Genomic DNA, 23,888 nt, shown 5'->3' with positions numbered 1-23,888 from the left:
TTTATGGGCTAACGTCACCCGCGCTTTTAAGCACTTACTTATCAACCTGTCTTTGTGCTCTTTTTTACAAACTCGCCGCCAGACGAGTGCCCTGCTCAATTGCGCGCTTAGCATCCAATTCGCTGGCTTCATCCGCACCGCCAATAATATGTACCGCCGCCCGCGCGCGCTCCAGCGGCGCCAGCAGATCGCGAACTGACTCCTGCCCGGCGCACACCACCACGCTATCCACGGCAAGTACTTGATCGACGCCATCGCGGCGAATATGCAGCCCCTCGTCGTCGATTTTGAGGTATTCGCAGCCGGTGAGAGTTGCCACTCCCCGCTGCTTAAGCGATGCGCGGTGAACCCAACCGGTGGTTTTCCCCAGATACTTGCCAGGCTTGGAAGTTTTACGCTGGAGCATGACAATTTCGCGGGGAACCACGGGCGCCGTAGGCGCTTTTAAACCGCCCTGCTCGCCGACTGCCAAATCAACACCCCACTCGTCGCACCACTCGGCAATGTCCAACGCTGGATGGCCTTGATGTGCCAGCAGTTCGGACACATCAAAACCAATACCTCCCGCGCCAATCACCGCCACTCTACGCCCAACACGCTCGGGGGATTCAATCGCTTCGGCGTAGCTCAGCACTTTATCGTGATCGTGACCCGGCAGACTTAGCTCGCGGGGCTGAACCCCAGATGCCATCACAACTTCATCAAAATCGGCGAGCGTTTCCGCAGTTGCCATGGTAGTCAAACGTACCTCTACCGCATATTTCTCCAGCATCACCCGGTAGTAGCGCAGGGTTTCGTTAAACTCCTCTTTACCGGGAATCTTACGCGCGTAGTTAAACTGCCCGCCCAGCTCGCTACGCTGCTCAAATAAGACCACGCTATGTCCGCGGCTAGCAGCTGTCACAGCCGTTGCCAACCCGGCCGGCCCGCCACCCACCACGGCAACGCGTTTAGGGGTTTGCGCGGGCTCTATCACAAGCTCGGTTTCATGACAGGCACGGGGGTTGACCAAACAGGAGGTCAGCTTTCCGGCAAAGGTGTGATCCAGGCAGGCCTGGTTACAGGCGATACAGGTATTGATTTCTTCCGCCAAGCCCTCTTCGGCTTTGCGTATCCAAGCGGGATCCGCCAGAAAAGGCCGCGCCATGGAGACCATATCCGCGTGGCCTGCCGCCAGCACACGCTCGGCTACATCAGGCATATTGATACGGTTGGTGGTAATCAGCGGAATCGACAGCGCTGACTTGATTCGCCGAGTCACCTCGGTAAAGGCAGCACGGGGCACGCTAGTCACAATGGTGGGCACCCTCGCTTCGTGCCAACCGATACCGGTGTTGATCACGTTTGCCCCGGCGGCTTCGATCGCCTGGCCCAGCGTGACGACCTCTTCCCAGGTGCTGCCCTCTTCGACCAAATCAATCATCGAAAGGCGGAAGATAATCACAAAACGTTCACCCACCGATTCGCGAACACGGCGCACAATCTCGACCGCTAAACGCATACGGTTTTCAAACGCCCCACCCCACTCATCGTCACGCTGGTTGGTACGCTGGCAGATAAACTGATTGATCAGATAACCTTCTGACCCCATGATCTCAACGCCATCGTAACCTGCCTGTTGCGCCAGGCCTGCACAGCGAACGTAGTCAGCAATTTGTTGCTCAACTTCATCGCTTGAGAGAGCTCTAGGCATAAAGGGATTGATCGGCGCCTGAATAGCCGAAGGCGCTACCAAATCCGGCGAGTAGGCGTAGCGCCCGGCATGAAGAACCTGCATGCACAGATGGCCGCCCTCAGCATGCACCGCGTCTACCACCTGGCGGTGTTCTGGCAACTGCGCCTCATCAACGAGCGCGTGGGCGCCCTGGAATACGGCGCCTTCCGCATTAGGGGCAATACCGCCGGTGACGATCAGGCTAACCCCCTCCCGCGCACGCTCGGCATAAAATGCCGCTAAGCGTTCAAAGCCATTGGGCGCCTCTTCCAAATTGGTATGCATGGAGCCCATCAAAACGCGGTTGGGCAGCGTTAAATGGCCAATGGTCAGCGGGCGAAAAAGATGCGGATAGGCGGGCGCACGGGTCATCACGGTACTCCTTGGTATTATTAGTAACACTGTCAAAACGCATTCAAACAAGCGTATGACATACTTGTCGCAACGTACAGACCTTTACCTCTCTGAATATTGCTAGGTTTGCCGTTCTCCCCCTTGCCCAGCGTGCGAATCCGCGTCACATTACCCGGCTAACGATAAGGAACCGTTGCTATGCCCTTGATGTATTTTTTGCCACCGCTCGCCACCGTGCTTATCTGGTCGGGCAATATGACCATTAATCAGCTTAGCGTAGGCGCCATCGCACCAAGCAGTATCGCTTTTTTACGCTGGCTGCTTGCCCTTGCGGTGATGACCCCGTTTGTGCTCCCCGCAGCGTTACGCCACCGCGACGAAATTCGCCGCCAGTGGCCTAAGCTAGCACTGCTTGGACTACTCGGCATGGGCCTATGGCAAGGGCTTGCCTATGTGGCGGCAGAAACGACGACCGCTACCAACATGGGTATTCTTGCCGCCATGGTGCCGTTGTTAACGGTGCTGCTGAGTGCGCTGATTTTAAGCGAGCCGCCGTCCCTGGGCGGCATTGTGGGCGGCGTGCTGGCCTTCGTGGGGGTTACCGTTCTACTAGGGCGCGGTAATCCGCTCTCGCTGCTACAGCTACAGGTTGCCCTCGGTGATGCGCTGATGGTGGTAGCAGCCACTTGCTACGCGCTATATGGGGTGATGCTCAAGCGCTGGCCGATGAATTTACCGCCCGGAGTCATGCTTTACGCCCAAGTCTGTTTTGCTGTGTTGTTCTTGTTACCGCCTTATTTGATGGGGCCAATGACACCTATCGATGGCCAGAATATCGGCCTGATTCTCTACGCAGGCATTCCTGCTTCGATCATCACCACCTTTTTATGGATGCGCGCGGTGCGCCAAATTGGTGCCAATCAATCGAGTATTTTCATCAACCTAATGCCACTTTTTAGCGCACTGATTGCGATGGCCTTCTTGGGTGAACAAGTGGCGGGGTTCCACTTTACCGGTGGGCTGCTGATTCTGGCTGGAGTCATCATGGCGCAAACGCTGACACGCCCGTTAACACGCGGTTTAACCTCGGATAAGCCGAGCAGCGCCCGATAATGCTAGAATGGTCGTCGATTTCTAACGCTGGGAAGCCCTGATATGTCCCTGGAAGAACTGCATCTTAATCTGCGCAACCTAATGAGCGATGACTACGATCAGCTCAAGGCATTGATGGACGCCGTCTATCACGATATCGGCGGAGCATGGCCGAAGCGCACCATCGACAAATTAATTCAGGAATTCCCCGACGGCCAAATCGCCATTGAAGACGATGGCCTTCTGGTGGGCGTAGCACTGACCGTTCAGGTGGATTACGACGAATTTTCCAACCCGCATAAGTACGATGACCTGATCGGCCATCGCGAGATCATCCTCAACGACGAGGATGGCGACGCCATGTACGGGCTGGATGTACTGATTCACCCGGATTACCGCGGTTATCGCTTGGGCCGCCGCCTTTACGAAGCACGTAAAGAGCTGTGCCGCTCCATGAACCTGCGGGCGATTTTAGCCGGTGGGCGTATTCCTGAGTATCACCAGCACGCCGATGAACTTACGCCTGCCCAATACATTGATAAAGTCTCGCGCAAAGAGATCTACGACCCGATTCTCTCTTTCCAGCAGGCCAACGATTTTCAGGTAAAGCGCCTACTGCGCAAATACCTGCCTGAAGATGAGCAATCGCGTGGTTACGCCACCCTGTTGGAGTGGAACAACATTCTGTTTGAGCCCGCTGCCAGTGTGCTCGACAACAAACCGACCCAAGTACGGGTGGGCGCGGTGCAGTGGCAGATGCGTGAGTTTTCATCGGTTGAAGCCGCGCTTCAGCAGATCGAGTACTTCGTGGACGCGCTCTCCGACTACCAGAGTGACTTTGCCGTTTTCCCAGAGCTGTTCAACGCGCCGTTGATGGGCCTCCAAGACCGCGCCGCCCAGCAGGATCAAATGGGCGCGATTCGCTTTTTGGCCGGTTTTACCGAACGCTTCAAGACTGAACTGTCGCGTATGGCGGTCTCCTACAACATCAATATTGTCGGTGGCTCGATGATTGAAGTAGGTGACGATGACCGACTCTACAACATCGCCTACCTGTTCCATCGCGACGGCACCGTTGAGCGCCAGGCCAAGCTGCATATTACGCCTCAAGAGCGCCGCGACTGGGTGATCGAGGGCGGCGATGAGCTACAGGTGTTCGATACCGACGCTGGCCGCGTGGGCATCCTGATCTGCTACGACGTGGAGTTTCCGGAACTTGGCAGACTGCTGGCCGACCAGGATATGGACATTCTGTTTGTGCCCTTCTGGACCGACACCAAAAACGGTTACCTGCGCGTGCGCCACTGCAGTCAGGCGCGGGCGATCGAAAATGAGTGCTACGTGGTGCTCTGCGGCAGCGTTGGCAACCTGCCTTCGATTGAAAACCTGGATATTCAGTACGCCCAATCAGCGGTGTTCTCGCCGTCTGACTTCGCGTTCCCCCACGATGCAGTGCTGGCGGAAACCACGCCCAACACCGAGATGATCTTCTTCTCGGACCTGGATCTCACTCGCCTCACGGTAGTACGTGCCGAAGGTTCGGTGACCAACCTTAAAGACCGCCGCAAGGATCTGTTTGATCTACGCTGGCGCGACTGGTCGTGGAAATCGGGTGCTAATTTGGAAGAGTGAGGAGTTAAATGTGAGGTGTGAGGTGTGAGGTGTAAAACAAACCACCATCGCCCATTATAAATACGCAATCATGAATACGATAACGCCGCCCAATTGAGCGGCGTTATTGTGTCTAAAAGCGTTTTATATAGCTTAATCAGGCCAGACGAGGTGTGCTGGCACGCGGCCTTTGGCATCAAACAGCACCCCTTCATCACGCAACTTGCGATGCTGGCGTTCGGCGCCGCCGTGATCGGCAAGCTTCAAAGACGATGCAATCACGCGATGCCAGGGCAGCTGGTGGCCATCCGGCAGGTGGCGCATCGCCGAACCTACCATGCGTGGGGTGGCACCTTCAGTCATGGCGGCAATACGGCCATAGGTCGTCACACGCCCCGGCGGAATTTGATCGACAATGGTGTAGATCTGTTCAAGTAATTCCGGCCGAGCCATGTGATTATCCTTTTATTCCTTGAGAGCGCTTCAGACCGTGTTTAAAGCCCCTCAACCAATTGATCGATCGCTTGGAAAGCTTCTTTTATTGCAGCTTCGCGCTGCTGCTCACCCAAATTCAGGCCTTCAGCATAGACCACGTCTACCTCTTTAATTCCCATCAGCCCTAGCATGGCTTTCAGGTGGGGTGTTTGGCTGTCAAATTCAGTTCCCGCGTACTGACCACCCCGCGCTGCCAGAATAATCGCTCGCTTACCTTCTACCAACCCTTGCGGGCCGTTTTCAGTATAGCGGAACGTTTCACCGGCACGCAGAACACGGTCAAACCACGCCTTCAGCTGTGAAGGAATACCCAGGTTATACATCGGTACCGCAATGACCAGCACATCATTGGCGCGTAGCTCAGCCAGCAGTTCGTCCGAGCGCGCGGCTAATACCTGCTGCTCAGAGGTACGCTCTGCGGCCGCCACTTGCCAAGCCCCTAGTTCACTAATATCCAGGTGAGGGAGCGAGGTTTTCACCACGTCACGCTGAGTAACGTTTACATCGTTGCGGGCGCTCGCCTGCTCGATAAAGCGATTAGCCAACGCAATGGATTGGCCGTTCTCAGCCAGAATAGAAGAGGTAATTACCAGGGCACGGGTCGTCATTGAAAGCTCCAAAAAAGTATAGGGAAGGATTGGAAGCTATTGTACGGCGCTTTCCTATAAGCAAAAGCGCAACGTTTTCCGACTTGTATTCGATTAAATCGAATCATGTGACGGCCAAGAAAAAAGCCCCGCGACGCAAAATGCGAGGCAGGGCGCAGCCAGTGTATTAAATGACTAGCTCGTTTACTTAAGCTCGGTTACTTCTTGGGCCAGGCCTTGGGATCGACTTTATTAACCAGCTTGGGGAAAAGGCTGGGATCAAACACAGGCTCTTTGCCCGCTTTCAACTGCGCTTCGTAGTCGCGGAAGAGTGCGAAAGCTACTGGCGAGAGAAGCAGAATAGCGACAAGGTTAATAATCGCCATCATCCCCATGGAAAGGTCAGCGAAGTTCCAAATAGCCCCCAGGCTTGCCACCGAGCCAATCATAATCATCGCCAGCACCGCTAAGCGGTAAATAAACACGGCAACCGGGGCGCGGCGCCCGGCCAGGTACTCAATGTTGGACTCGCCGTAGGAGTAGTTGGCAATCACCGAGGTAAACGCAAACAGCAGAATCGCCACCGCGATAAACATACCGCCCCAATCGCCCACATGGCTGGAAAGCGCCATTTGGGTCAACTGAATGCCGTTGTTCTCATCGCCCGCCATCAGCTCCGGCCCCGCCATAATGATGATTGCCGCCGTGGCCGTGCAGATCACCAACGTATCAAGAAACACCCCGAGCATCTGAATAAAGCCCTGGGCAGCAGGATGATCTGGCCGCGTAGAGGCCGTAGCCGCGGCATTGGGCGCCGAGCCCATACCCGCTTCATTTGAAAACAGCCCGCGCTGAATGCCGTTCATAATCGCCTGGGATACCGCGTAGCCTACTGCACCACCGGCCGCCTGCTCAAAGCCAAAAGCACTGCGCACAATGGTCATGATGGCAGCGGGCAAGTCGCTGATATTCAACCCCACTACCACCAGCGCCAGAATTAAGTAGAGCAGCGCCATAAGCGGAACCACCAGTTCAGCCACCTTGGCAATCGATTTCAAACCGCCAAAAATGATCGGCGCCACAACAGCCATCAAAACTAACCCCATGGCCCAGGTGGGAATGGCGAACGCCTGTTCCATGGCCTGGGCGATAGAGTTGGCCTGAACGCTGTTGAACGCCAACCCAAAAGCAATAATCAAACAGATAGAGAACAGTACAGCCAGCCAGCGCAAGCCCAAACCACGCTCAATATAACGCGCAGGGCCGCCGCGGAAGGTGTTGTCGCCGTGGTCTGTTTTGTATGCCTGGGCCAGGGTGGACTCCACAAAGCTGGTCGCCATCCCAACCATTGCGGTCATCCACATCCAGAAAATGGCCCCAGGGCCACCAAAATAAATAGCCACCGCGACACCCGCCAGGTTACCGGTACCGACTCGGGCCGCCAGACTGGTGGAGAGCGCTTGAAACGAAGATATACCGCCGCTTGATTGCCGAGAGCTACGCAGCAGCTTAAACATATGGCCGAAATAGCGCAGCTGAATACCGCGTGTCATCACAGTAAAATAGAGACCCGCGCCAATCAACAGATAAATCAGCACGCTGCCCCAGAGCAAGCCGTTGCCGCGATCCACTAGCGATGTCAGCAACGGAGGAAGAGTAAAGTCCATGAAAATCACGCCTTTTTAAACAATGAAAGCGCATCATTTTTCACGGCTGCACCAAAATGGCAAGAAAATTGGTAAAAAGACTTTAAAACAGCAATAACCACTTATCACATGGAATCGCAAAGCCACCGCCACACCAGCTCGGCTTCGTCGCTAACGTGTCGCCGGCTAGGGCGAACCAGCCAGAAGCGTTCATCGCTGGGCACACTAAGCTCAAAAGGCGCCACCAAATCGCTACGCTGCTCCATTAAGCGTCGATGAGTTAACGCAACGCCACCGCCCTGGCTAGCAAGCGCCAGCGTCATCACCTGGTTATCGCAAGTGAGCGACCAACACTGCGCTTCCAGGTGAGCAACCCCCGCTTCCTGCAGCCACCCCGGCCACCCCACCCCAAAACCGACAGCATGCAGCAGCGTATGCCCAACCAGATCGCTCGGCGCAGTAAGCGTATCCGCTAACTCCTGCGAGCAAACAGGCAGCAGTTGCTCTTGGCCTAGCGGCTGCATTTCAACGCCCGTCCACTCCCCTTTGCCATAGCGAATCTCGATATCCGCCCCTTCAGGGCCAAAGTCATCGGGCCAGATAGCACTTACCACACGAATCGACACCTGGGGATGAGCCCGGTGGAAGGCAATTAAACGCGGCGCCAGCCACGACTGCTGAATAACCGGCGTGGCACGCAGCGTCACTGGCTGCTCAGAGGTGCTGCCAAAGACCTCCAAGGTGCCCTCACTAATACGCACAAATGCATCGTGAATGCTCGGCAGCCACGCCTGGCCAGCGGGGGTGAGCGTTAAGCTACGTGCATGGCGAACAAAGAGCTTCTGCCCCACGCGGTCTTCCAGCAGCCTGACGCGCTGGCTGATGGCCGCTTGGGTAACGCCCAGTTCATTGCCTGCAGCAGTAAAGCTTAAGGTGCGCGCTGCAGATTCAAAGGCTTGTAGCCATAACAATGGCGGTAACTGGCTCATGAAAAAGAGACCTATAAATTAAATGATGTCTTAGGGGTCAGATTAATCGTTTGTCACTGCCGTGGCTACTCCGCATCCTGGTTGGCACAAACGCACACCCCTACGTAATGCCACAAAGGGAGCAAATCGGAGTTTTAATGAACAGCGCAGCACAGACCACCTTAACGCCCCCCCATACAAACACCCCTGAGATGGGCGAATTAAGTCCGTATCAAGCGGGCCCGGTACTCACTCAAGCGATGCTTGCCCACAATGGCATCACCCTTGAGTGGCAAGATAGCCAAAGAACCACTCTGCCCCTGCTCTGGCTGCGCGACCACTGCGCCTGTCCGGCCTGTCGTCATCCGCAGACCCGGGAAAGGCTCTATCTGCCGCTTGAGCCAATCACTGAGCCACCCAGCGTTGCTCTGCTAGATGGGCACTTACACCTGCAATGGCAAGATGGTCATGTCAGTGCCTTTCATAGCGGCTGGCTTTACCAGCGCCGCCCGGAAGCCAAGCTGACTTCTGCGGTACCCAACGCTAAGCCTTGGGTCGATAACTTCACTCCCGAGCACATCAGCCATAGCGATTTTTTAACCCCTCAAGGCGAGAAAGCCTGGCTAACCGCCATGCTACGCGACGGGCTGGCACTGATTACCGACGGCCCATTGGTAGAAGAAGAAGTGAGCCGCTTAGCTGAACGTATTGGGCCCCTGCGCGCCACCAACTTTGGCGCCCGCTTTGATGTGCGCTCCAAACCCAATCCCAACAATGCGGCGTATACCGCGGTAGGGTTGCCGCTGCATATCGATTTACCCAACTGGCGCCAACCGCCAGACATTCAGTTGCTCTACTGCCTGCAAAACGGTGCCAGCGGCGGCGAATCACTGTTTGCTGATGGCGCTCGGGTCGTAGAAGCTCTGCGCCAGGTGTCTCCAGAAGCGCTGACGATTCTTAGCGAAACACCGATTGATTTTCGCTTCCAGGATGAAACCCACGATATTTCAATGCGGGCACCGGTGATCACTCTGGACAGTGCAGGCAACCTGGTTGAGATGCGCCTGAATAACTGGATTCGCGATGCCCTTCACCTACCGGTAGAGCAGATGGACGCCTGGTACAGCGCCTACGCTCTATTGTGGAAGCTGTTCCACAGCGAAGCACACCAGTTAGAGTTCACCCTTCGCCCTGGTCAAATGGTCGCTTTTGATAATCGTCGCGTACTCCACGGGCGGCGCGAGTTCGACCCCAACAGCGGCGCACGCCATTTACAGGGCACCTATTTAGACCGCGATATGCTGGCTTCGCGCCTCCGCGTGCTGGCCCGCAACGTTTAGCGGTATTCAAATCACTATTTAACAACAACACCTATCAGACAAAAACCTAGCAAGGAGATCCTATGACACACCTCAAGCCTCTCGCCTCAGGCATTGCCCTCGCCACTACCGCGCTATTTGCCTCGGCGGCTTACGCCGACGACCAAACCCTCGATTTCGGTGTACCCGCCTGGCCCGGCATTACAGTAAAAACGGCCATCGCCGAACAGCTATTAAACCCACTCGGCTACGAAACCAGCACCCAGGAAATCGGCCTACAGGTGATTTACCAGGGTATCGAAAGCGGCGATATCGACGCCTTTCTAGGGGCTTGGCTGCCCGCCCAGCGTGAGATGTTCAATCCTCGCAAGGAGTCGGGTGTACTGATTGACGTGGCGAATAACGTCGATGGTGCGCAAATGACCCTGGCGGTACCGGAATATGTTTATGAGAGTGGCATTCAGAGCTTTGCTGATCTAGACGAAAATCGCGAGCAGTTCGAGGGTGAAATCTATGGCTTCGGCGCAGGCTCTGCTGCCAGTGAAATTCTCCACAACGCCATTGATAGCGACACCTGGGGGTTAGGTGACTGGCAGGTAGTCGATACCAGTGAAGTGGGCATGCTTTCCGCTGCACGTGACGCCATCTCCCGTGAGGAACCGATTGTCTGGGTAGGCTGGACGCCCCACTGGATGAACCTTGAACTGCCCATGCGCTACCTGGAAGATCCTGAAGACCTGTTCGGTGAGAACAACGGTGAAAGCGATGTGTTGACGCTGCTGCGCAGTGACTACGCTGAAGCCACCCCCAACGTAGTAACGTTCTTTGAGCAGTTTACCTTTTCGACTGAAGAGCAGAGCTGGATGATCCAAGCGTTTGGCCAGGAAGAGCAAGACCTTGCCGACGTCGCCGAACAGTGGATCAACGACCACCCAGAACGCATTGAAGCAATGCTGGCAGACGTCACCACCACTGACGGCGACCCCGCTTGGCCGGTCATTGAAGCCCAGCTCAACAACTAAGACACCGCTGATTAACTACTGCGCTTTAACTACTGCGCTTAATGTAAAAGCGTCTTCATCCCATCGGACGGCTAGCGTATGCTAGCGCTTTTTTAGACGATGGGAGTGGGCATGTCGCGGACATTGGGTAAGGGCGTAGGCCTGCTGGTAGTCGTCGTGCTGCTGGGCGTTATGTGGCAGTTACTGCAGCGCTGCGACCTACTCACCCAGGCGCGCCTTAGCGAATTTATCGCTTACATTCGCCAGTGGCGTACCGCGCCCTGGATGTTTGCTGCGGTAATGGCCACTTATGCCAGCGCCCTGCTGGTGATGTTTCCACTTAGTCTACTGGTGGTGGTGACTGGCTTACTGTTTGGCCCGATATGGGGGCTGGTGTACGCCACGCTAGGCACATTGACCTCCTCGATTGTGTCTTATTGGGTAGGCCACTGGTTAGGCCGTGAGGCGCTTATGCGTTATGGCGGGCGTCATCTGCGCGGCCTATCGGGTTACTTATCCAAACGCGGCATTCGTACCATGACGGTGATTAACCTGCTGCCACTCGCCCCGTTCACGCTCACTAACATGCTGGCGGGCGCTTTTCATCTTAAGTTTCGCGACTATATGGTCGGCTCCACCCTGGGCATCGTACCGGGGCTGGCAGCGGTGATCTTATTGGGCAGCCAGCTAGGCGCACTGTTCACCGCGGCCTCAACCAAAGAAATTATCTTAGCGGCTGTCGGGCTAGCGGCCGGCGCTGGCTTGTTAATAGGCCTTAAACGCTATGCTAACCGGCGCCAAGCGGCAAAAAAACAGCCTCACCGCGAAGGCGAGTGATATTTGGCCAGCACCTCGGCGTAAAAGCCTGCCACCGCTGAGGCAAAGTTGGCAATATCAAACTCCTCAGCAAAGTGGCTGGCCTGCTTACCCAACTGCCGGCGTCGTTCAGCGTTATCTTTTAACTCAACCACTTTTTGCCCCCAGGCCTGACGATTTTGCGGTGTTTTGAACCCATTGACCCCTTGGCGCACCACATCATCGATACCGCTTGAGCGCACTGCCACGACGGGCAACCCCGCCGACATTGCTTCAAGAATCACCATGCCCTGGGTTTCTGAGGTCGAAGCAAACACAAATATATCGCCTAGATGGTAATAAAGCGCCATGCGCTCCGGCGGCACCGCTCCTACCAGGGTGACCTGCGAGGTCAGTTTCAAAGTATCGATTTGGTTTTGAATCGCCTCCCGGTCTGGCCCATCACCAATCAGTAGCAGATGAAGATCATCATGCCCCTGTGACTGAAGCTCGGCGAGGGCTTCCAGCATAAAGCCAATGTTTTTCTCCTTACTAATCCGCGAGACGCTGATCAATATTTTACTTGCAGGGTCGATAGTTAATTGCTCGCGCAGCGTTTCCAGTTCACTCGCCTCAACGTGGGAAAAGCGTGCCACATCAATGCCTGTGGGCTGCACCAGCGAAGGTGTTTTCACTCCAATCATGCGCAGATACTCCTCGGCGGAGTAAGTCGGCACAATCACTCCTTGGCAGCGATTCGAGAAGCGCTTAATCAGGGTATGGGAAATCAAATTACGAAACAGCGCACCGGGCAACGGCACGAAGTGGGCATAGTGCTCCAGGCGAGTGTGATAGGTGTAGATCACCGGCACCTTGAGCCGACGCCCCATAAACAGGCCCATGGAACCGAGCCAAAAAGGATGGTGAACGTGAATCACATCCGGCTTAAACCCACGCAGGCAGCGGCGGAAACGAGCACTGAACGGATTGGTTAACCGGAACTCGCCCTTCTGCCCAAATGCCATTAGCGTGGGAATGCGTTTAATTGAGCTGTCGTCCTGCCACGTTTCTCGGTAGCGCGGCACTAACAGTTGGATGGTGTGGCCTAGATCACATAAGCCATTGCGCAGTCGATCCACTGAGACCGATACCCCCGACACAAAAGGAAAGTAGTTATTAGAGATCATCGCTACGCGCAGAGATTTACCCAGGAAAGGCGTTGGGTCGATATCAAAATCAGGGTAGTAGTCGCGATCTTCGAAAATTAGCCGATATAAGCGCAGTGCGAGCAGCGTCAACATACCCACAATTAGCAAAAACCGCGTATAGCTAACGTAGAAAAACGCATACACCGTGGAAGCCACACTACTCACCATCCGCCACCAACCAGGGCTATCCACATTTAACCGCACCGGCGCAATAGCGACATTCTCACCCTCTACATTGACGATGACATAGTGATGAAAGCTACTATCGGCATCGATGAGGATGCCTCCCGCGCCACCTGTGGTGACGTAATCCACGCCATTGATCGTCTGCTGGGAAAAGAGCGTTAAGTTGGCAGAAAATACGGTATCAACGTCATGCTCCTCCGCCAGCGCCATAATGCCATCGGCTAAGCGAGAATCGTTGAGGTAATTGTCCGCTTCAAACAGAGGCGCGTCGCGCACTACGTTGTGCAGCGGCAAACCAACAAATAGAAACCGATGCTGTGTTTCTGAGGCCGCAAGTTCACGCTCCAACCAATCAAGCTGCCAGGAGGTAGAGGACTTGCCGGTACCATCAAGAAAGATAAAGTGGCTATTGCCCGCTACAAATGAATAAAAGTGAGGCCCAAAATATTCATAAAACAGATAGCTACCAAAGTCGCTATCTTCATTTTCACCGTAAGTGAGTAAGTAAGGAACATTGAGCTGCTCCAGACTCCGATAGATCGCCTGGTAGCTCTCCTGCTGCCCACTATTGACGGCATTCCCAGCGGAAATCAGGAAGTCGATGCCGCCCTGATTGATGAGCGGCACGATCTCATCTTGAAACACGCTCACCGAGTTATTGATATTGCCCACCACCGCAAAGCGGTAGTCGGTTCGCTCCCTCAACACCTCGCGAATATTCGCCACTTCAAGGGTATGCACCGACTCAAATTTGGGCTCAGCTACATACAACCAAATTTGGTGAGCAATTAGCCCAACCACCAGAGCAAGATTAAGAAAAAAGAACAGCCGCAACCAGCGTTGTCGGGAAAGGCGAAGAAAGGAGCGTCGTGGCATTTAAAAGCGCTTTTTCAAAGATAAAATGAGGTTATTAGCCACTATACAGCAACGCTGAGTCGAGGTGGCGCGCCAAGCTAGCGCGCTTCACACCCGTTTAGGGTGGCCAGTAATCGACGTGGCCCAGCCTGATTGCGGTGTTCTCCCAGCCATATGCCCTGCCAGGTACCTAAGGCCAGGCGTCCATCGCGCACCGCTAGCGTAAGCTGTGTACCCAGCAGGCTGGCGGCTACATGGGCGGGCATATCATCAGGCCCTTCCAGGGTGTGGCGGAAATAGGACAAATCTTCGGGCACCAGTCGACGCAGAAAAGCATCTAAATCGTGGCGCACATCCGGATCAGTGTTCTCATTGAGCGTTAACGAGGCAGAAGTGTGCATCAGCTGTAAATGCAGCATGCCAATATGGCAGTCACTTAAGCAGGGCAGTGCGCGGGCCACATCATCCGTAATCAAATGAAAGCCGCGCGCCATTTCGGGCAAATGGATCTCTTGTTGGTACCACATACGCACTCCTTTATTTGTTATGTAAACGGAAACACTCCATCACCGCGTGCTCGTTTTGTATATCAAAATAGCCACCAATAGCACTTACCATAGTCCATCGCGCATAGTTCATAGTTCATAGTTCATCGCCAAGGAGCGCGTTAATGCCCCCTTGCTAGGAAGCAGCGTCGTCAACATGGCCCTACTCCGGCAATATCGGCACCCGCCCCGCTATCTCTCGCTGAACATAGTCAATAAAAGCGCGCAGCCGGGCGGGAACATGGCGGCGTTGCTCAAACACCGCATAGAAATCTGCCCGCACCCCCTGCCAGCCTGGCAACAGCGCTACCAACGCGCCACTGGCAAGGTGCTCGTTAACGTCCCACCAGGAGCGCAGCATGACCCCGTGGCCGTCCAAGGCCAGTCGGGTAATGACCTCGCCATCGTTGCTGGCTAATCGGCCGCTGACCTTTATCGACTGTGTCTGCCCAGGCAGTCCTTTGGCAGACTGAGCGACTTGTTCAAAGCGCCAGAGGGGGAAATCACTGTCGTTCTCGCGAATCACCAAACAAGCGTGCTGCTGTAAATCTGTCGGTACTTGCAAAGGCGGCGCCTGGGCAATGTAGGCAGGCGACGCACAGAGCACCCGCCGATTGGCCAGAATACGTCGAGCGACCAAGCGCGACTCCGGTGGCTCGCCCACGCGAATACCAATATCAAAGCCGTGATCGCTCAAATTGAGCGGAAAATTGGTTAACTCCAACCACCCTTCCACCTCGGGGTGATCGGCACAAAAGCGTGACAGCAGCGGCGCAATATGGCGGCGCCCAAAGCCAAAAGTGGCGTTTACCCGCAAACGTCCGCTAAGCGCTTGATCGCCCCCCTCACCCAGTGAATTTTCCAGCTCATCCAACTCATCTAAAATCAGCGCGCCACGGGCCAAGTAGCGCTCGCCCTCTGCGGTCAGCGTCAACCGCCGCGTGGTGCGGGCCGCAAGCTCTACTCCCAAACGCGCCTCCAACTGCTTTAGCCGCTTGCTGACCGCCGAGAGCGATAGCCCCAGCTCGCGAGCAGTCGCCGTCAGGCTCCCCGCCCGCGCTAAGTGCTGAAAAAATGCCAAATCATCCAGGTGCGCCATTTCACTCCTCATCTATTCTGCACTTTCACGCAACAATAACTTGAATAGTAGCCTGATTATCTCCGACAAAATAGCCGCTACACTCTATTTACGACTCACAAATCACACGCATAAAAAGCAACTAACAAGATAAGGAACCACTATGACCCACCGTATTGCCATTATCGCCGGTGACGGCATCGGCACCGAAGTGATGCCTGAAGGCATCCGCGCCCTTGAAGCGACCGCCAAGCGCTTCAATATTGATCTTGAGTTCGCCACCTTTGAGTTTGGCAGCTGCGACTATTACCTGGAACACGGCAAAATGCTGCCGGATGATTGGTTTGAGCAGTTAAAAGGCTTTGACGCGCTGTTTTATGGCGCGGTGGGCTGGCCCGACAAAGTCCCCGACCATATTTCCCTGTGGGGCTCACTGCTGCAATTCCGGCGCCGCTTTGATCAGTACATCAACCTGCGCCCTTGCAAGCTCATGCCCGGCATTAAAAGCCCACTAGCAGGCCGTAAACCCGGCGATATCGACTTTTACGTGGTGCGTGAGAACACTGAAGGCGAGTACTCAAGCGTTGGCGGCAAAATGTTTGAAGGCACCGACCGTGAAGTGGTCATTCAAGACACGGTCATGACCCGCACCGGCGTAGACCGCGTATTGAAATACGCCTTTGAGCTGGCCCAAACTCGCCCGCGTAAAAAGCTCACCTCCGCGACCAAGTCCAACGGCATCTCAATCACTATGCCGTATTGGGATGAACGTGTGGTCGAAATGGCGAAGGGCTACCCTGAGATCGCGGTGGATAAATTTCATATCGATATTCTCACCGCCAATTTCGTTCTCCACCCGGATTGGTTTGATGTCGTCGTGGGCAGCAATCTGTTCGGCGATATTCTTTCTGATCTCGGCCCCGCCTGCACCGGCACGATAGGCATCGCCCCTTCAGCCAACATCAACCCCGAAGGCAACTTTCCGAGCTTGTTCGAGCCAGTACACGGCAGCGCGCCAGATATCGCCGGTAAAGGCATTGCCAACCCTATCGGTCAGATTTGGTCAGGCGCCATGATGCTGGAGCACCTCGGCTATAAAGAAGCCGGTGACGCGATGGTCACGGCCATTGAGGAGGTATTAAGCGAAGGGGATGCCACCGTACTCACACGCGATGTGGGTGGAGAAGGCACCACTGCAAGCCTAGGCAAGGCGATTGCCAACGCTATTTCGCACTGACACACAGATGTCATAACGATTGGCTGTCTGGTTGAATCCAACCGGGCAGCCAATGTATGTTTTCTAATCACCTATGTTCTACATTTGTCCTGAGGGTGGAAGAAACATCAGTTTCACTCCGCTCATAACAACATCAACAAACAACCATCAGGACAATGCTATGAAACTTGGACGCCGTCAGTTCCTTTCGGCATCGGCCGCCCTGGCCGCTGTTGGCACATCGCCCCAGCTTTTTGCTTTGCAGAGCTCACAAGGTTCCACCCCGGAACGATACCCGATCGATGCCTGGAAAGTCGAAGATTCCCGCTTTAGTGATTACATGATTTTTAACAGTCCTCTAGAGCGCCACTGGAGTGGAGGTCTATGGACAGAGGGGCCAGCATGGAACGCCGTAGGCCGTTATGTCGTTTTCAGCGACATACCTCGTGCCAAGCAGATGCGCTGGGACGAATCCACTGGCCAAGTCAGCGTTTTGAGAGACAATGTCGGCCACTCTAACGGTAATACCTTCGATCATCAGGGGCGACTAATTGCTTGCGAACACTATCCCTCACGCGTTTTGCGCTACGAATGGGACGGCAGCACAACGGTGCTCGCCGAGCACTATCAGGGCAAACCGCTCAATGCCCCCAATGATGTGGTGGCACTGACTTCAGGTGGAGTGATCTTCACCGATCCAGGCTATGGTGCTCACTTCGACTACGAGGGCAAAAAACGAGACCTGGAGCTAGAAACGGCCATCTATTACGTCGATGACAGCATGGATGAGCCCATCATGCTGACCGACGATATTTATAAGCCAAACGGTATTGTATTAACGCCGGATGGCGAAGGGTTCTACGCCAGTGACAGTGCCCCCACCCATTTCGATGAGCCCGCACGAATCATTCGCTGGTCGCTTGGCGAAGATGGCCGTAGTGTCAGCGATCGGCAGGTGATCGTCACCAGCGAAGATACGATTTTCGACGGCATGACCTGCGACGTGGATGGCAATATCTGGTCAAGTGCCAATGGTGGCGAAGGTATCGACGGAGTCGTGGTCTTCTCACCGGAAGGCACTCTGCTGGGTCGAGTATTGCTACCCGAAGTCTGCTCGAACGTGTGTTTTGCGGGCAAGAGCCGCAATCGGCTATTTATGACGGCCAGCCAATCCGTCTACACAATTTACACGGCAGCACGCGGGGCGAAGTAAGACTTATAACCTCAACCCAAAAAGCCTCCTCAGACATGTCTGAGGAGGCTTTTGCATTGCTGGCTAGAAGAAAATTAACGGGTCAGCTTGGCCGCCGTTTGGGCCACTAATTCGCCCTGGAAGCGGGCGATTTTCAGTTCACGCTCGTCAGGTTGGCGTGATCCGTCACCACCAGCAATGGTTGCGGCGCCGTAAGGCGTACCGCCGCTGACTTTGGAAATATCAAATTGCTCTTCGAGACCGTAACCAATCGGCACGATGATCATGCCGTGGTGGGCCAGCGTGGTCCAAGTAGAGGTAATGGTCATCTCATCGCCGCCGCCAGTACCGGTAGAAGTGAACACGCTAGCGACTTTGCCACGCAGAGCACCGTTCGCCCACAGGCCACCGGTCTGATCCAGGAAGGTACGCATTTGACCGGCCATATTCCCAAAGCGGGTGGGCGTACCGAAAATGATCGCATCGTAATCGGCAAGCTCTTGAGGCGTCGCTTCCGGCGTGTCGTAATCCTGCTTACCGCCTGCATTTTTAAACGCATCTTCCGGCATGGTTTCCGGCACGCGTTTCACCGTCACCTCAACGCCGCTCACACCCTTTGCGCCTTCTGCCACGGCCTGAGCCAGCGTATCAATATGGCCATACATGGAATAATAAAGTACCAGTACCTTTGTCATTGCTATCTCCTTCACTTATGAGTAGTGCAGTTATGAGTAGTGCCGTGAACGTCGCCTAAAGTGGGCGGCGCCTGATAAGTAGTAAACACAACATAGCGCACTCAAGCATAGAAAAAAGCGAATGTTTTCGTCCGTGGGCGTCGATTTCATCGACGAACGCCGCCTTGCACTTTACGCCAACCACCACTAGCTTTTGACTTGCCTACATCAAACGTATCCAAGGAGTCTGGAATGACGATTTTTGAAGCCCTGCGCAAGGATCACGATATTCAGCGCGATCTGCTCGCCCGCTTAGTTGACACACATGGAGACAGCGATGAGCGAGATAAACTGTATCAGCAGGTACGGGCAGAGCTACACTACCACGCCGCTGCCGAAGAACGGGCGCTCTATATCCCAATGATGTCGATCGACCTGACTCAGGAAAAAGCCCGTCATAGCGTTGCCGAACATCATGAAATTGATGAGCTTTTAGAATTGCTTGATGAAACTGACTACAGTGCGACCCACTGGTTGACCCACGCCAAACAGCTTCAGGATTTAGTCACCCACCACCTGGATGAAGAAGAGCAAGAGGTTTTCCAACTGGCGGGCCGAGGCCTGCAAGATAAACAAAAGACATCGCTTGCTAGCGAGTACCAGGAAGAAATGCAGCGCCAGCGTTCAGCGTAACTTGATGAACAAATTGAAAAACGCTCATGCACCCCATGGGCGTTTTTTGTTGTTAGCGATTAAATAAAGCCACTTGTCAGCTTCCGCTTGTTTCATGAATACGCTTTTTCACGAATACGCTAGGCTTTTACACGCGAACGACCTGCGGGCTTGTGGCATACGCCCAGCATGGTAAACCTAGGCTCGCTTTTATACTGACAACGATACTCAAAACAGTTAACTGAGGAGCGACAATGCTAGGCCAATGGCTCGACTGGTCGCTTGATGGGCAACTCCCCACCGCCAGCCAAGGCGTCTTCGCCAGCGGCACTTATCATTTGCATGCGCCTGGTATTTTGGAGCTCTCCCCCAACACGGTTAGCCAAGGCGCCCACGCGTGCATTTTTTCAGCGGCGATCCATGGCAATGAAACCGCGCCGGTTGAACTGGTGGGTGAATGGTTAAGCGGCGTAGAAGCGGGCAGCATATCGCTCGGCGCTCCCGTGCTGGTGATTTTAGGCAACCTGCCCGCGCTTAAGGCGCAGCAGCGTTTTCTTACCACCAATTTAAACCGGCTATTTAGCCGTGAACTAACCGCCAAGGGCGAGGAGCCAGATCGCGCCAGGCAATTAATGGCCACGGTGGATAGTTTTTATGCCCGCCATGCCGGGCGACCCAAACTGCACTACGACCTACATACCGCAATTCGGGATAGCCGCTACCCTCGTTTTGTCGTGGAGCCCTTTGCCGAATCCTCCACCGATGCTGAGCAATGGGGCTGGCTGGCGGCGGCGGGTATGCAGGCGGTGCTGCACCAACATCAGCATAGCTGGACATTCTCCCACTACAGTAAGCACTATCACGCCGCTCAGGCATTTACTTTTGAACTAGGGCGGGTAGCGCCTTTTGGCCACAACGATATGGCATCATTACAACCGATGCACACACTACTCACCACGCTTAGTGAAGGGCATACGCCGCCGAATCAGCCCGCCACGCAAATGCAGTTTTTCCAGGTTCAACACGAGTTAATGCGTCACTCGGAGGACTTTACACTCTGTTTTGCCGAGGACACGGCGAATTTCAGCCGCTTTGAGCCCGGCACTCTGCTGGCTCAAGACGGTAAGTCGGGTGAGTTTCGGGTAGGTGATTCGCCCCTTCATGTGGTTTTTCCTAACGCACAAGTAGAGGTGGGCGCCCGTGCCGCGCTGTTGGTGGCGCCTATCGTTTAAACCACCACCAAACAGGATCTACTTTAACCAAGACAATAATAATGGAGAGGCGACAACAGGCCCCTCGACGTCGATACGACTATCGTCGAGTGCATAATGTTAGAAGGAAAGCGCGCATAATGCGCCCAGCCTGATAGAATCGCCCCTTTTTTCGCGCCAGCCGCATCAAACCCTGTTGTTGTAAACCCTGTTGCTGCGGCAACTCTGTACTGGAGCCAATGATATGGCCGCTACGCCTACTCCCCTTGAAGTGCGTAATATTAAAAAACGCTTTGGCGATACGGAAGTTCTGAAAGGTCTCTCACTACAAGCCCAGAAGGGCGATGTGATTACCCTGATTGGTGCCTCTGGGTCGGGTAAAAGTACTTTTTTACGCTGCATGAACTTGCTTGAACAGCCTGACGACGGCGACCTGATAGTCCATGGCGAACCGGTTCGCTTTAAGACCACGAAGCACGGCCGCGAACCTGAAGATTGGAAGCAGGTGGTACAAATGCGTGCCAAGCTCTCCATGGTGTTCCAGAGCTTCAACCTGTGGGCCCACATGACGCTGTTGGAAAACATCATCGAAGCGCCGATTCATGTGCTGAAAAAACCCAAAAAAGAGGCCTTGGAGCACGCCCATGCCCTGCTCGATCGGGTTGGCTTAACGGCCCGCGCCAATGCCTACCCCGCACAGATGTCAGGCGGCCAGCAGCAGCGCGGTGCGATTGCTCGCGCACTGGCGATGGATCCAGAAGTGATGCTGTTTGACGAACCCACCTCTGCCCTTGACCCGGAATTGGTCGGCGACGTTTTGAAAGTCATGCACGGCCTTGCTGAAGAGGGGCGCACCATGGTGGTAGTTACCCACGAAATGGGGTTTGCCCGGGATGTTTCCAGCCAAGTGATTTACCTTCACCAGGGCCTGGTGGAAGAAGCTGGCCCGCCCGATCAAGTGCTCGGCAACCCGCAATCACCGCGCCTGCAGCAATTCCTGGCACCTAAATACTGATCCGCGAGGCTCACCATGATTGATTTGCAAGGTTATGGTCCCCGGCTGATCGAGGGGGCAGGCGTTACCGTTCAATTAGCGGTGCTGTCACTGATTTTAGCGATTATTTTGGGACTACTGACGGCCAGTGCGAAAATGTCGCGCAACTGGTTTTTAAGGCGTACAGCAACAGTTTACACCACGCTGATTCGCGGTGTGCCGGATCTCGTTTTGATGATGCTGCTGTTTTTTGGCGGTCAGATTGGCGTTAACGCCATTAGCGACATGCTCTATTACAGCTACGATATCGACCTTTATATTAACTTCAATGCCTTCGCAGCGGGCGTACTGACCATTGGCTTTATCTTCGGCGCCTATATGGGCGAGACCTTTCGGGGTGCCTTTATGGCGGTGGACAACGGTCAGATCGAAGCGGGCAAAGCTTACGGCATGAGCAGCAGCCTCGTATTTCGCCGCATCCGCTTTCCGCAAATGATGCGCCATGCGTTACCAGGGCTATCCAACAACTGGATGGTACTGCTCAAAACCACCGCGCTGGTCTCGGTCATTGGCTTGACCGATATGGTGCGGGTGGCAGCGGAAGCCTCCCGAGCGACCCACGAGCCCTTTACCTTTTTGCTCCCCGTCGCCGTAGCGTACCTACTCATCGCCAGCGTATCCGAATGGATTTTTGCGCGCCTGCAGAAACACTACGACATCGGCTTTGGAGGTCAGTGATATGCTCGATATTTCCACTTGGTTCAATGACCTGCTAGCAGGCAACGTGATTTTCACTGCTGATACGCTAGGTTATTACTGGGAAGGCCTGGTCACGACCACCCAACTGGTATTTTTATCGCTGATTGCGGGGCTCATTCTCGCTGTGCCACTGGCCATTATGCGCAGCTCGAAGCATAAATGGATTAGCCTGCCGGTTTACCTCTACACCTACGTATTCCGTGGCACGCCACTGCTGATTCAGCTCTATATCATTTACTACGGCGTAGTGTTTATTGATGGTATCCAAGAGAGCTTTTTATGGCCGGTGCTGCGCGAAGCTTTCTACCCAGCGCTTATCGCCTTCACGCTGAATACTGCTGCTTACACTACCGAGATTTTTCGGGGCGCCATTAAATCCACGGCCCAAGGTGAGATTGAGGCCGCCCGTGCCTATGGCATGTCGCAGAATTTAATGATGCGTCGAATCATCTTACCCAGCGCCTTTCGCCGCGCCCTGCCCGCCTACGGCAACGAAGTGATCTTTATGCTTCACGCCAGCGCAATTGCCAGCGTGGTCACGCTGATGGATTTAACCGGTGCTGCCCGCTTTGTTTACGCCCGCTACTACGCCCCTTTCGAGGCGTTTCTATTCGTGGCTGCGATTTATCTATGCTTAACATTCGCGATTTTGTTCTTCTTCCGCTATTTAGAGAAAAAGCTACTCGCACACCTGCGGCCGCAAGATGCTTGATCATGGAAAACCGGTGCAACCGTCAAACAAACGTTGGTTCACAACGTAACGTCCCCTTTTCGTCAACGCCAACCTGGGTTAGTTTAATTGTCGGCTAACAACTATTTGTCAGTTAAAAACGGGGATCACTTTTAAGTGAACCCGCTTTCTACGGAGTAATAAGATGAAAAAGCTACTATCCCTTTCACTGCTAGGCCTGGCAGTCGCTGCCGCTTCCTCGGCACAGGCGCGTGATTACGATAACGTGCGCATTGGCGTAGACGTTCCTTACGAGCCCATGGAGTTCCGCACTGCTGAAGGCGAGCTTACCGGTTTTGATATTGACCTTGGCAACGAGCTTTGCGACCGCATGGGCGTTACCTGCGAGTGGGTCGAGCAAGAGTGGGATGGCATCATTCCCGGCCTAATGTCACGCAACTACGACGCCATCATGTCGTCAATGACCATTAACGACGAGCGTCGTGAGCAAGTGCTGTTCTCTGACCCCTACATCACTATGCCCTCTGCATGGTTTGCTGCCAGCGACCTGGGCATCAGCGAAGCCACTAAAGAGACGCTGGAAGGCATGACTATTGGCGTTCAACGCGGCACCCTGCAGGACAACTACGTGACTGATAACTTCAGTGACGTCGCCGAGATTAGCCGCTACTCCACCGCCGACGATATGGTGCTGGATATGGAAGCCGAGCGTCTGGATATCGTGTTCCTCGACTTCCCGATTGGCCAATCCACCCTGCTGGAAAGCGAAGAAGCCGAGTACATGGTGGTTGGTGAGCGCATCAGTGAGCCTAAAGAGTACTTCGGTGACGGCTTTGGCATCGCCTTCCGTCAGCGCGACGAAGCGCTAGCCGAGCAGTTCAACGAAGCCCTTGCTGAAGTGCAAGAGGACGGCACTTACGACGAGATCTACACCCGTTATTTTGGTGAAGAAGAGTAAGCCTCAAAGCAATCCAGAACAACGATCACCCCGGCAACCGCCGGGGTGATGCGTTTCTATCTAACGC

At 54.6% G+C, this 23,888-nt stretch carries 22 protein-coding genes; 13 read left to right on the top strand and 9 right to left on the bottom strand.

Translation table 11 applies throughout. From position 1 onward, the window contains the following. Positions 1 to 64: 64 nt before the first annotated feature. Positions 65 to 2,086 (bottom strand): NADPH-dependent 2,4-dienoyl-CoA reductase, encoded by a 2,022-nt coding sequence (locus tag HZU72_RS07440; RefSeq protein ID WP_180091206.1) that lies wholly within the window; start codon positions 2,084 to 2,086, stop codon positions 65 to 67. 180 nt (positions 2,087 to 2,266) lie between these two features. Between HZU72_RS07440 and HZU72_RS07435 the strand changes: the two genes are divergently transcribed. After that, positions 2,267 to 3,181 carry a DMT family transporter gene (locus tag HZU72_RS07435; protein WP_180091205.1) on the top strand — a complete coding sequence of 305 codons (915 nt, stop codon included), beginning with the start codon at positions 2,267 to 2,269 and terminating at the stop codon, positions 3,179 to 3,181. Positions 3,182 to 3,223: 42 nt separating this feature from the next. Beyond that, positions 3,224 to 4,792 carry a bifunctional GNAT family N-acetyltransferase/carbon-nitrogen hydrolase family protein gene (locus tag HZU72_RS07430; RefSeq protein WP_180091204.1) on the top strand — a complete coding sequence of 523 codons (1,569 nt, stop codon included), beginning with the start codon at positions 3,224 to 3,226 and terminating at the stop codon, positions 4,790 to 4,792. A gap of 132 nt (positions 4,793 to 4,924) precedes the next feature. Here HZU72_RS07430 and HZU72_RS07425 read toward each other — a convergent pair whose 3' ends face one another. The 4 genes from HZU72_RS07425 to HZU72_RS07410 form a co-directional block, all read right to left on the bottom strand. Further along, a complete protein-coding gene (locus HZU72_RS07425; protein WP_022522712.1) occupies positions 4,925 to 5,224 on the bottom strand; it encodes an MGMT family protein in 300 nt (99 codons plus the stop codon). A 41-nt stretch (positions 5,225 to 5,265) separates the two neighbouring features. After that, positions 5,266 to 5,874, bottom strand: coding sequence for an FMN-dependent NADH-azoreductase (locus tag HZU72_RS07420; protein WP_180091203.1), 609 nt, complete (start codon positions 5,872 to 5,874; stop codon positions 5,266 to 5,268). 197 nt (positions 5,875 to 6,071) lie between these two features. After that, entirely contained in the window at positions 6,072 to 7,520 is a 1,449-nt protein-coding gene (locus tag HZU72_RS07415; RefSeq protein ID WP_180091202.1) for an alanine/glycine:cation symporter family protein, read from the bottom strand. A gap of 104 nt (positions 7,521 to 7,624) precedes the next feature. Then, the gene (locus HZU72_RS07410) at positions 7,625 to 8,488 is read right to left on the bottom strand and encodes a LysR substrate-binding domain-containing protein (RefSeq protein WP_180091201.1); all 864 of its coding nucleotides are present in this window, start codon (positions 8,486 to 8,488) and stop codon (positions 7,625 to 7,627) included. Positions 8,489 to 8,625: 137 nt separating this feature from the next. Here HZU72_RS07410 and HZU72_RS07405 point away from each other — a divergent pair, with 137 nt between their 5' ends. The 3 genes from HZU72_RS07405 to HZU72_RS07395 all read left to right on the top strand — a co-directional run bounded on the left by HZU72_RS07405 (position 8,626) and on the right by HZU72_RS07395 (position 11,624). Further along, positions 8,626 to 9,807, top strand: a complete 1,182-nt coding sequence (locus tag HZU72_RS07405) for a TauD/TfdA family dioxygenase (RefSeq protein ID WP_180091200.1) — start codon at positions 8,626 to 8,628, stop codon at positions 9,805 to 9,807. A gap of 62 nt (positions 9,808 to 9,869) precedes the next feature. Beyond that, positions 9,870 to 10,808 carry an ABC transporter substrate-binding protein gene (locus tag HZU72_RS07400; RefSeq protein ID WP_180091199.1) on the top strand — a complete coding sequence of 313 codons (939 nt, stop codon included), beginning with the start codon at positions 9,870 to 9,872 and terminating at the stop codon, positions 10,806 to 10,808. 111 nt (positions 10,809 to 10,919) lie between these two features. Further along, a complete protein-coding gene (locus HZU72_RS07395) occupies positions 10,920 to 11,624 on the top strand; it encodes a TVP38/TMEM64 family protein (protein WP_180091198.1) in 705 nt (234 codons plus the stop codon). Here HZU72_RS07395 and HZU72_RS07390 read toward each other — a convergent pair. From HZU72_RS07390 to HZU72_RS07380, 3 genes are all read right to left on the bottom strand, one after another. Continuing rightward, a complete protein-coding gene (locus HZU72_RS07390; protein WP_180091197.1) occupies positions 11,606 to 13,852 on the bottom strand; it encodes a glycosyltransferase in 2,247 nt (748 codons plus the stop codon). The two genes, HZU72_RS07395 and HZU72_RS07390, sit on opposite strands and share 19 nt — an antisense overlap. Before the next feature lie 77 nt (positions 13,853 to 13,929). Then, positions 13,930 to 14,358 carry a secondary thiamine-phosphate synthase enzyme YjbQ gene (locus HZU72_RS07385; protein ID WP_180091196.1) on the bottom strand — a complete coding sequence of 143 codons (429 nt, stop codon included), beginning with the start codon at positions 14,356 to 14,358 and terminating at the stop codon, positions 13,930 to 13,932. A gap of 181 nt (positions 14,359 to 14,539) precedes the next feature. Further along, the gene (locus tag HZU72_RS07380; protein ID WP_180091195.1) at positions 14,540 to 15,475 is read right to left on the bottom strand and encodes a LysR family transcriptional regulator; all 936 of its coding nucleotides are present in this window, start codon (positions 15,473 to 15,475) and stop codon (positions 14,540 to 14,542) included. 142 nt (positions 15,476 to 15,617) lie between these two features. Between HZU72_RS07380 and HZU72_RS07375 the strand changes: the two genes are divergently transcribed. Further along, on the top strand, positions 15,618 to 16,691 hold the full coding sequence (locus HZU72_RS07375; protein ID WP_180091194.1) for a tartrate dehydrogenase: 1,074 nt from the start codon (positions 15,618 to 15,620) through the stop codon (positions 16,689 to 16,691). A gap of 160 nt (positions 16,692 to 16,851) precedes the next feature. Next, positions 16,852 to 17,883 (top strand): SMP-30/gluconolactonase/LRE family protein, encoded by a 1,032-nt coding sequence (locus tag HZU72_RS07370; RefSeq protein ID WP_180091193.1) that lies wholly within the window; start codon positions 16,852 to 16,854, stop codon positions 17,881 to 17,883. Between the two features lie 74 nt (positions 17,884 to 17,957). Here the strand turns inward: HZU72_RS07370 and wrbA are convergent, their stop codons facing one another. Beyond that, a complete protein-coding gene (gene wrbA, locus HZU72_RS07365) occupies positions 17,958 to 18,557 on the bottom strand; it encodes an NAD(P)H:quinone oxidoreductase (RefSeq protein ID WP_180091192.1) in 600 nt (199 codons plus the stop codon). A 231-nt stretch (positions 18,558 to 18,788) separates the two neighbouring features. Here wrbA and HZU72_RS07360 point away from each other — a divergent pair, with 231 nt between their 5' ends. The 6 genes from HZU72_RS07360 to HZU72_RS07335 all read left to right on the top strand — a co-directional run bounded on the left by HZU72_RS07360 (position 18,789) and on the right by HZU72_RS07335 (position 23,821). Continuing rightward, positions 18,789 to 19,229 (top strand): hemerythrin domain-containing protein, encoded by a 441-nt coding sequence (locus HZU72_RS07360; RefSeq protein ID WP_180091191.1) that lies wholly within the window; start codon positions 18,789 to 18,791, stop codon positions 19,227 to 19,229. A 233-nt stretch (positions 19,230 to 19,462) separates the two neighbouring features. Beyond that, the gene (locus HZU72_RS07355; protein ID WP_180091190.1) at positions 19,463 to 20,440 is read left to right on the top strand and encodes a succinylglutamate desuccinylase; all 978 of its coding nucleotides are present in this window, start codon (positions 19,463 to 19,465) and stop codon (positions 20,438 to 20,440) included. A gap of 223 nt (positions 20,441 to 20,663) precedes the next feature. After that, positions 20,664 to 21,434 (top strand): ABC transporter ATP-binding protein, encoded by a 771-nt coding sequence (locus tag HZU72_RS07350; protein WP_180091189.1) that lies wholly within the window; start codon positions 20,664 to 20,666, stop codon positions 21,432 to 21,434. A gap of 15 nt (positions 21,435 to 21,449) precedes the next feature. After that, the gene (locus HZU72_RS07345) at positions 21,450 to 22,151 is read left to right on the top strand and encodes an ABC transporter permease (RefSeq protein ID WP_180091188.1); all 702 of its coding nucleotides are present in this window, start codon (positions 21,450 to 21,452) and stop codon (positions 22,149 to 22,151) included. A gap of 1 nt (position 22,152) precedes the next feature. Continuing rightward, on the top strand, positions 22,153 to 22,884 hold the full coding sequence (locus HZU72_RS07340) for an ABC transporter permease (RefSeq protein ID WP_180091187.1): 732 nt from the start codon (positions 22,153 to 22,155) through the stop codon (positions 22,882 to 22,884). Between the two features lie 163 nt (positions 22,885 to 23,047). After that, positions 23,048 to 23,821: a transporter substrate-binding domain-containing protein gene (locus tag HZU72_RS07335; protein ID WP_180091186.1), complete on the top strand. Its 774-nt coding sequence runs from the start codon at positions 23,048 to 23,050 to the stop codon at positions 23,819 to 23,821. Positions 23,822 to 23,888 lie beyond the last annotated feature (67 nt).

This window comes from Vreelandella sedimenti (assembly GCF_013416325.1).
Taxonomy (GTDB): Bacteria; Pseudomonadota; Gammaproteobacteria; order Pseudomonadales; family Halomonadaceae; genus Vreelandella; species Vreelandella sedimenti.
The sequence above is the reverse complement of the archived record's forward strand: the minus strand, read 5'-3'. Positions and strand labels throughout refer to the sequence as shown.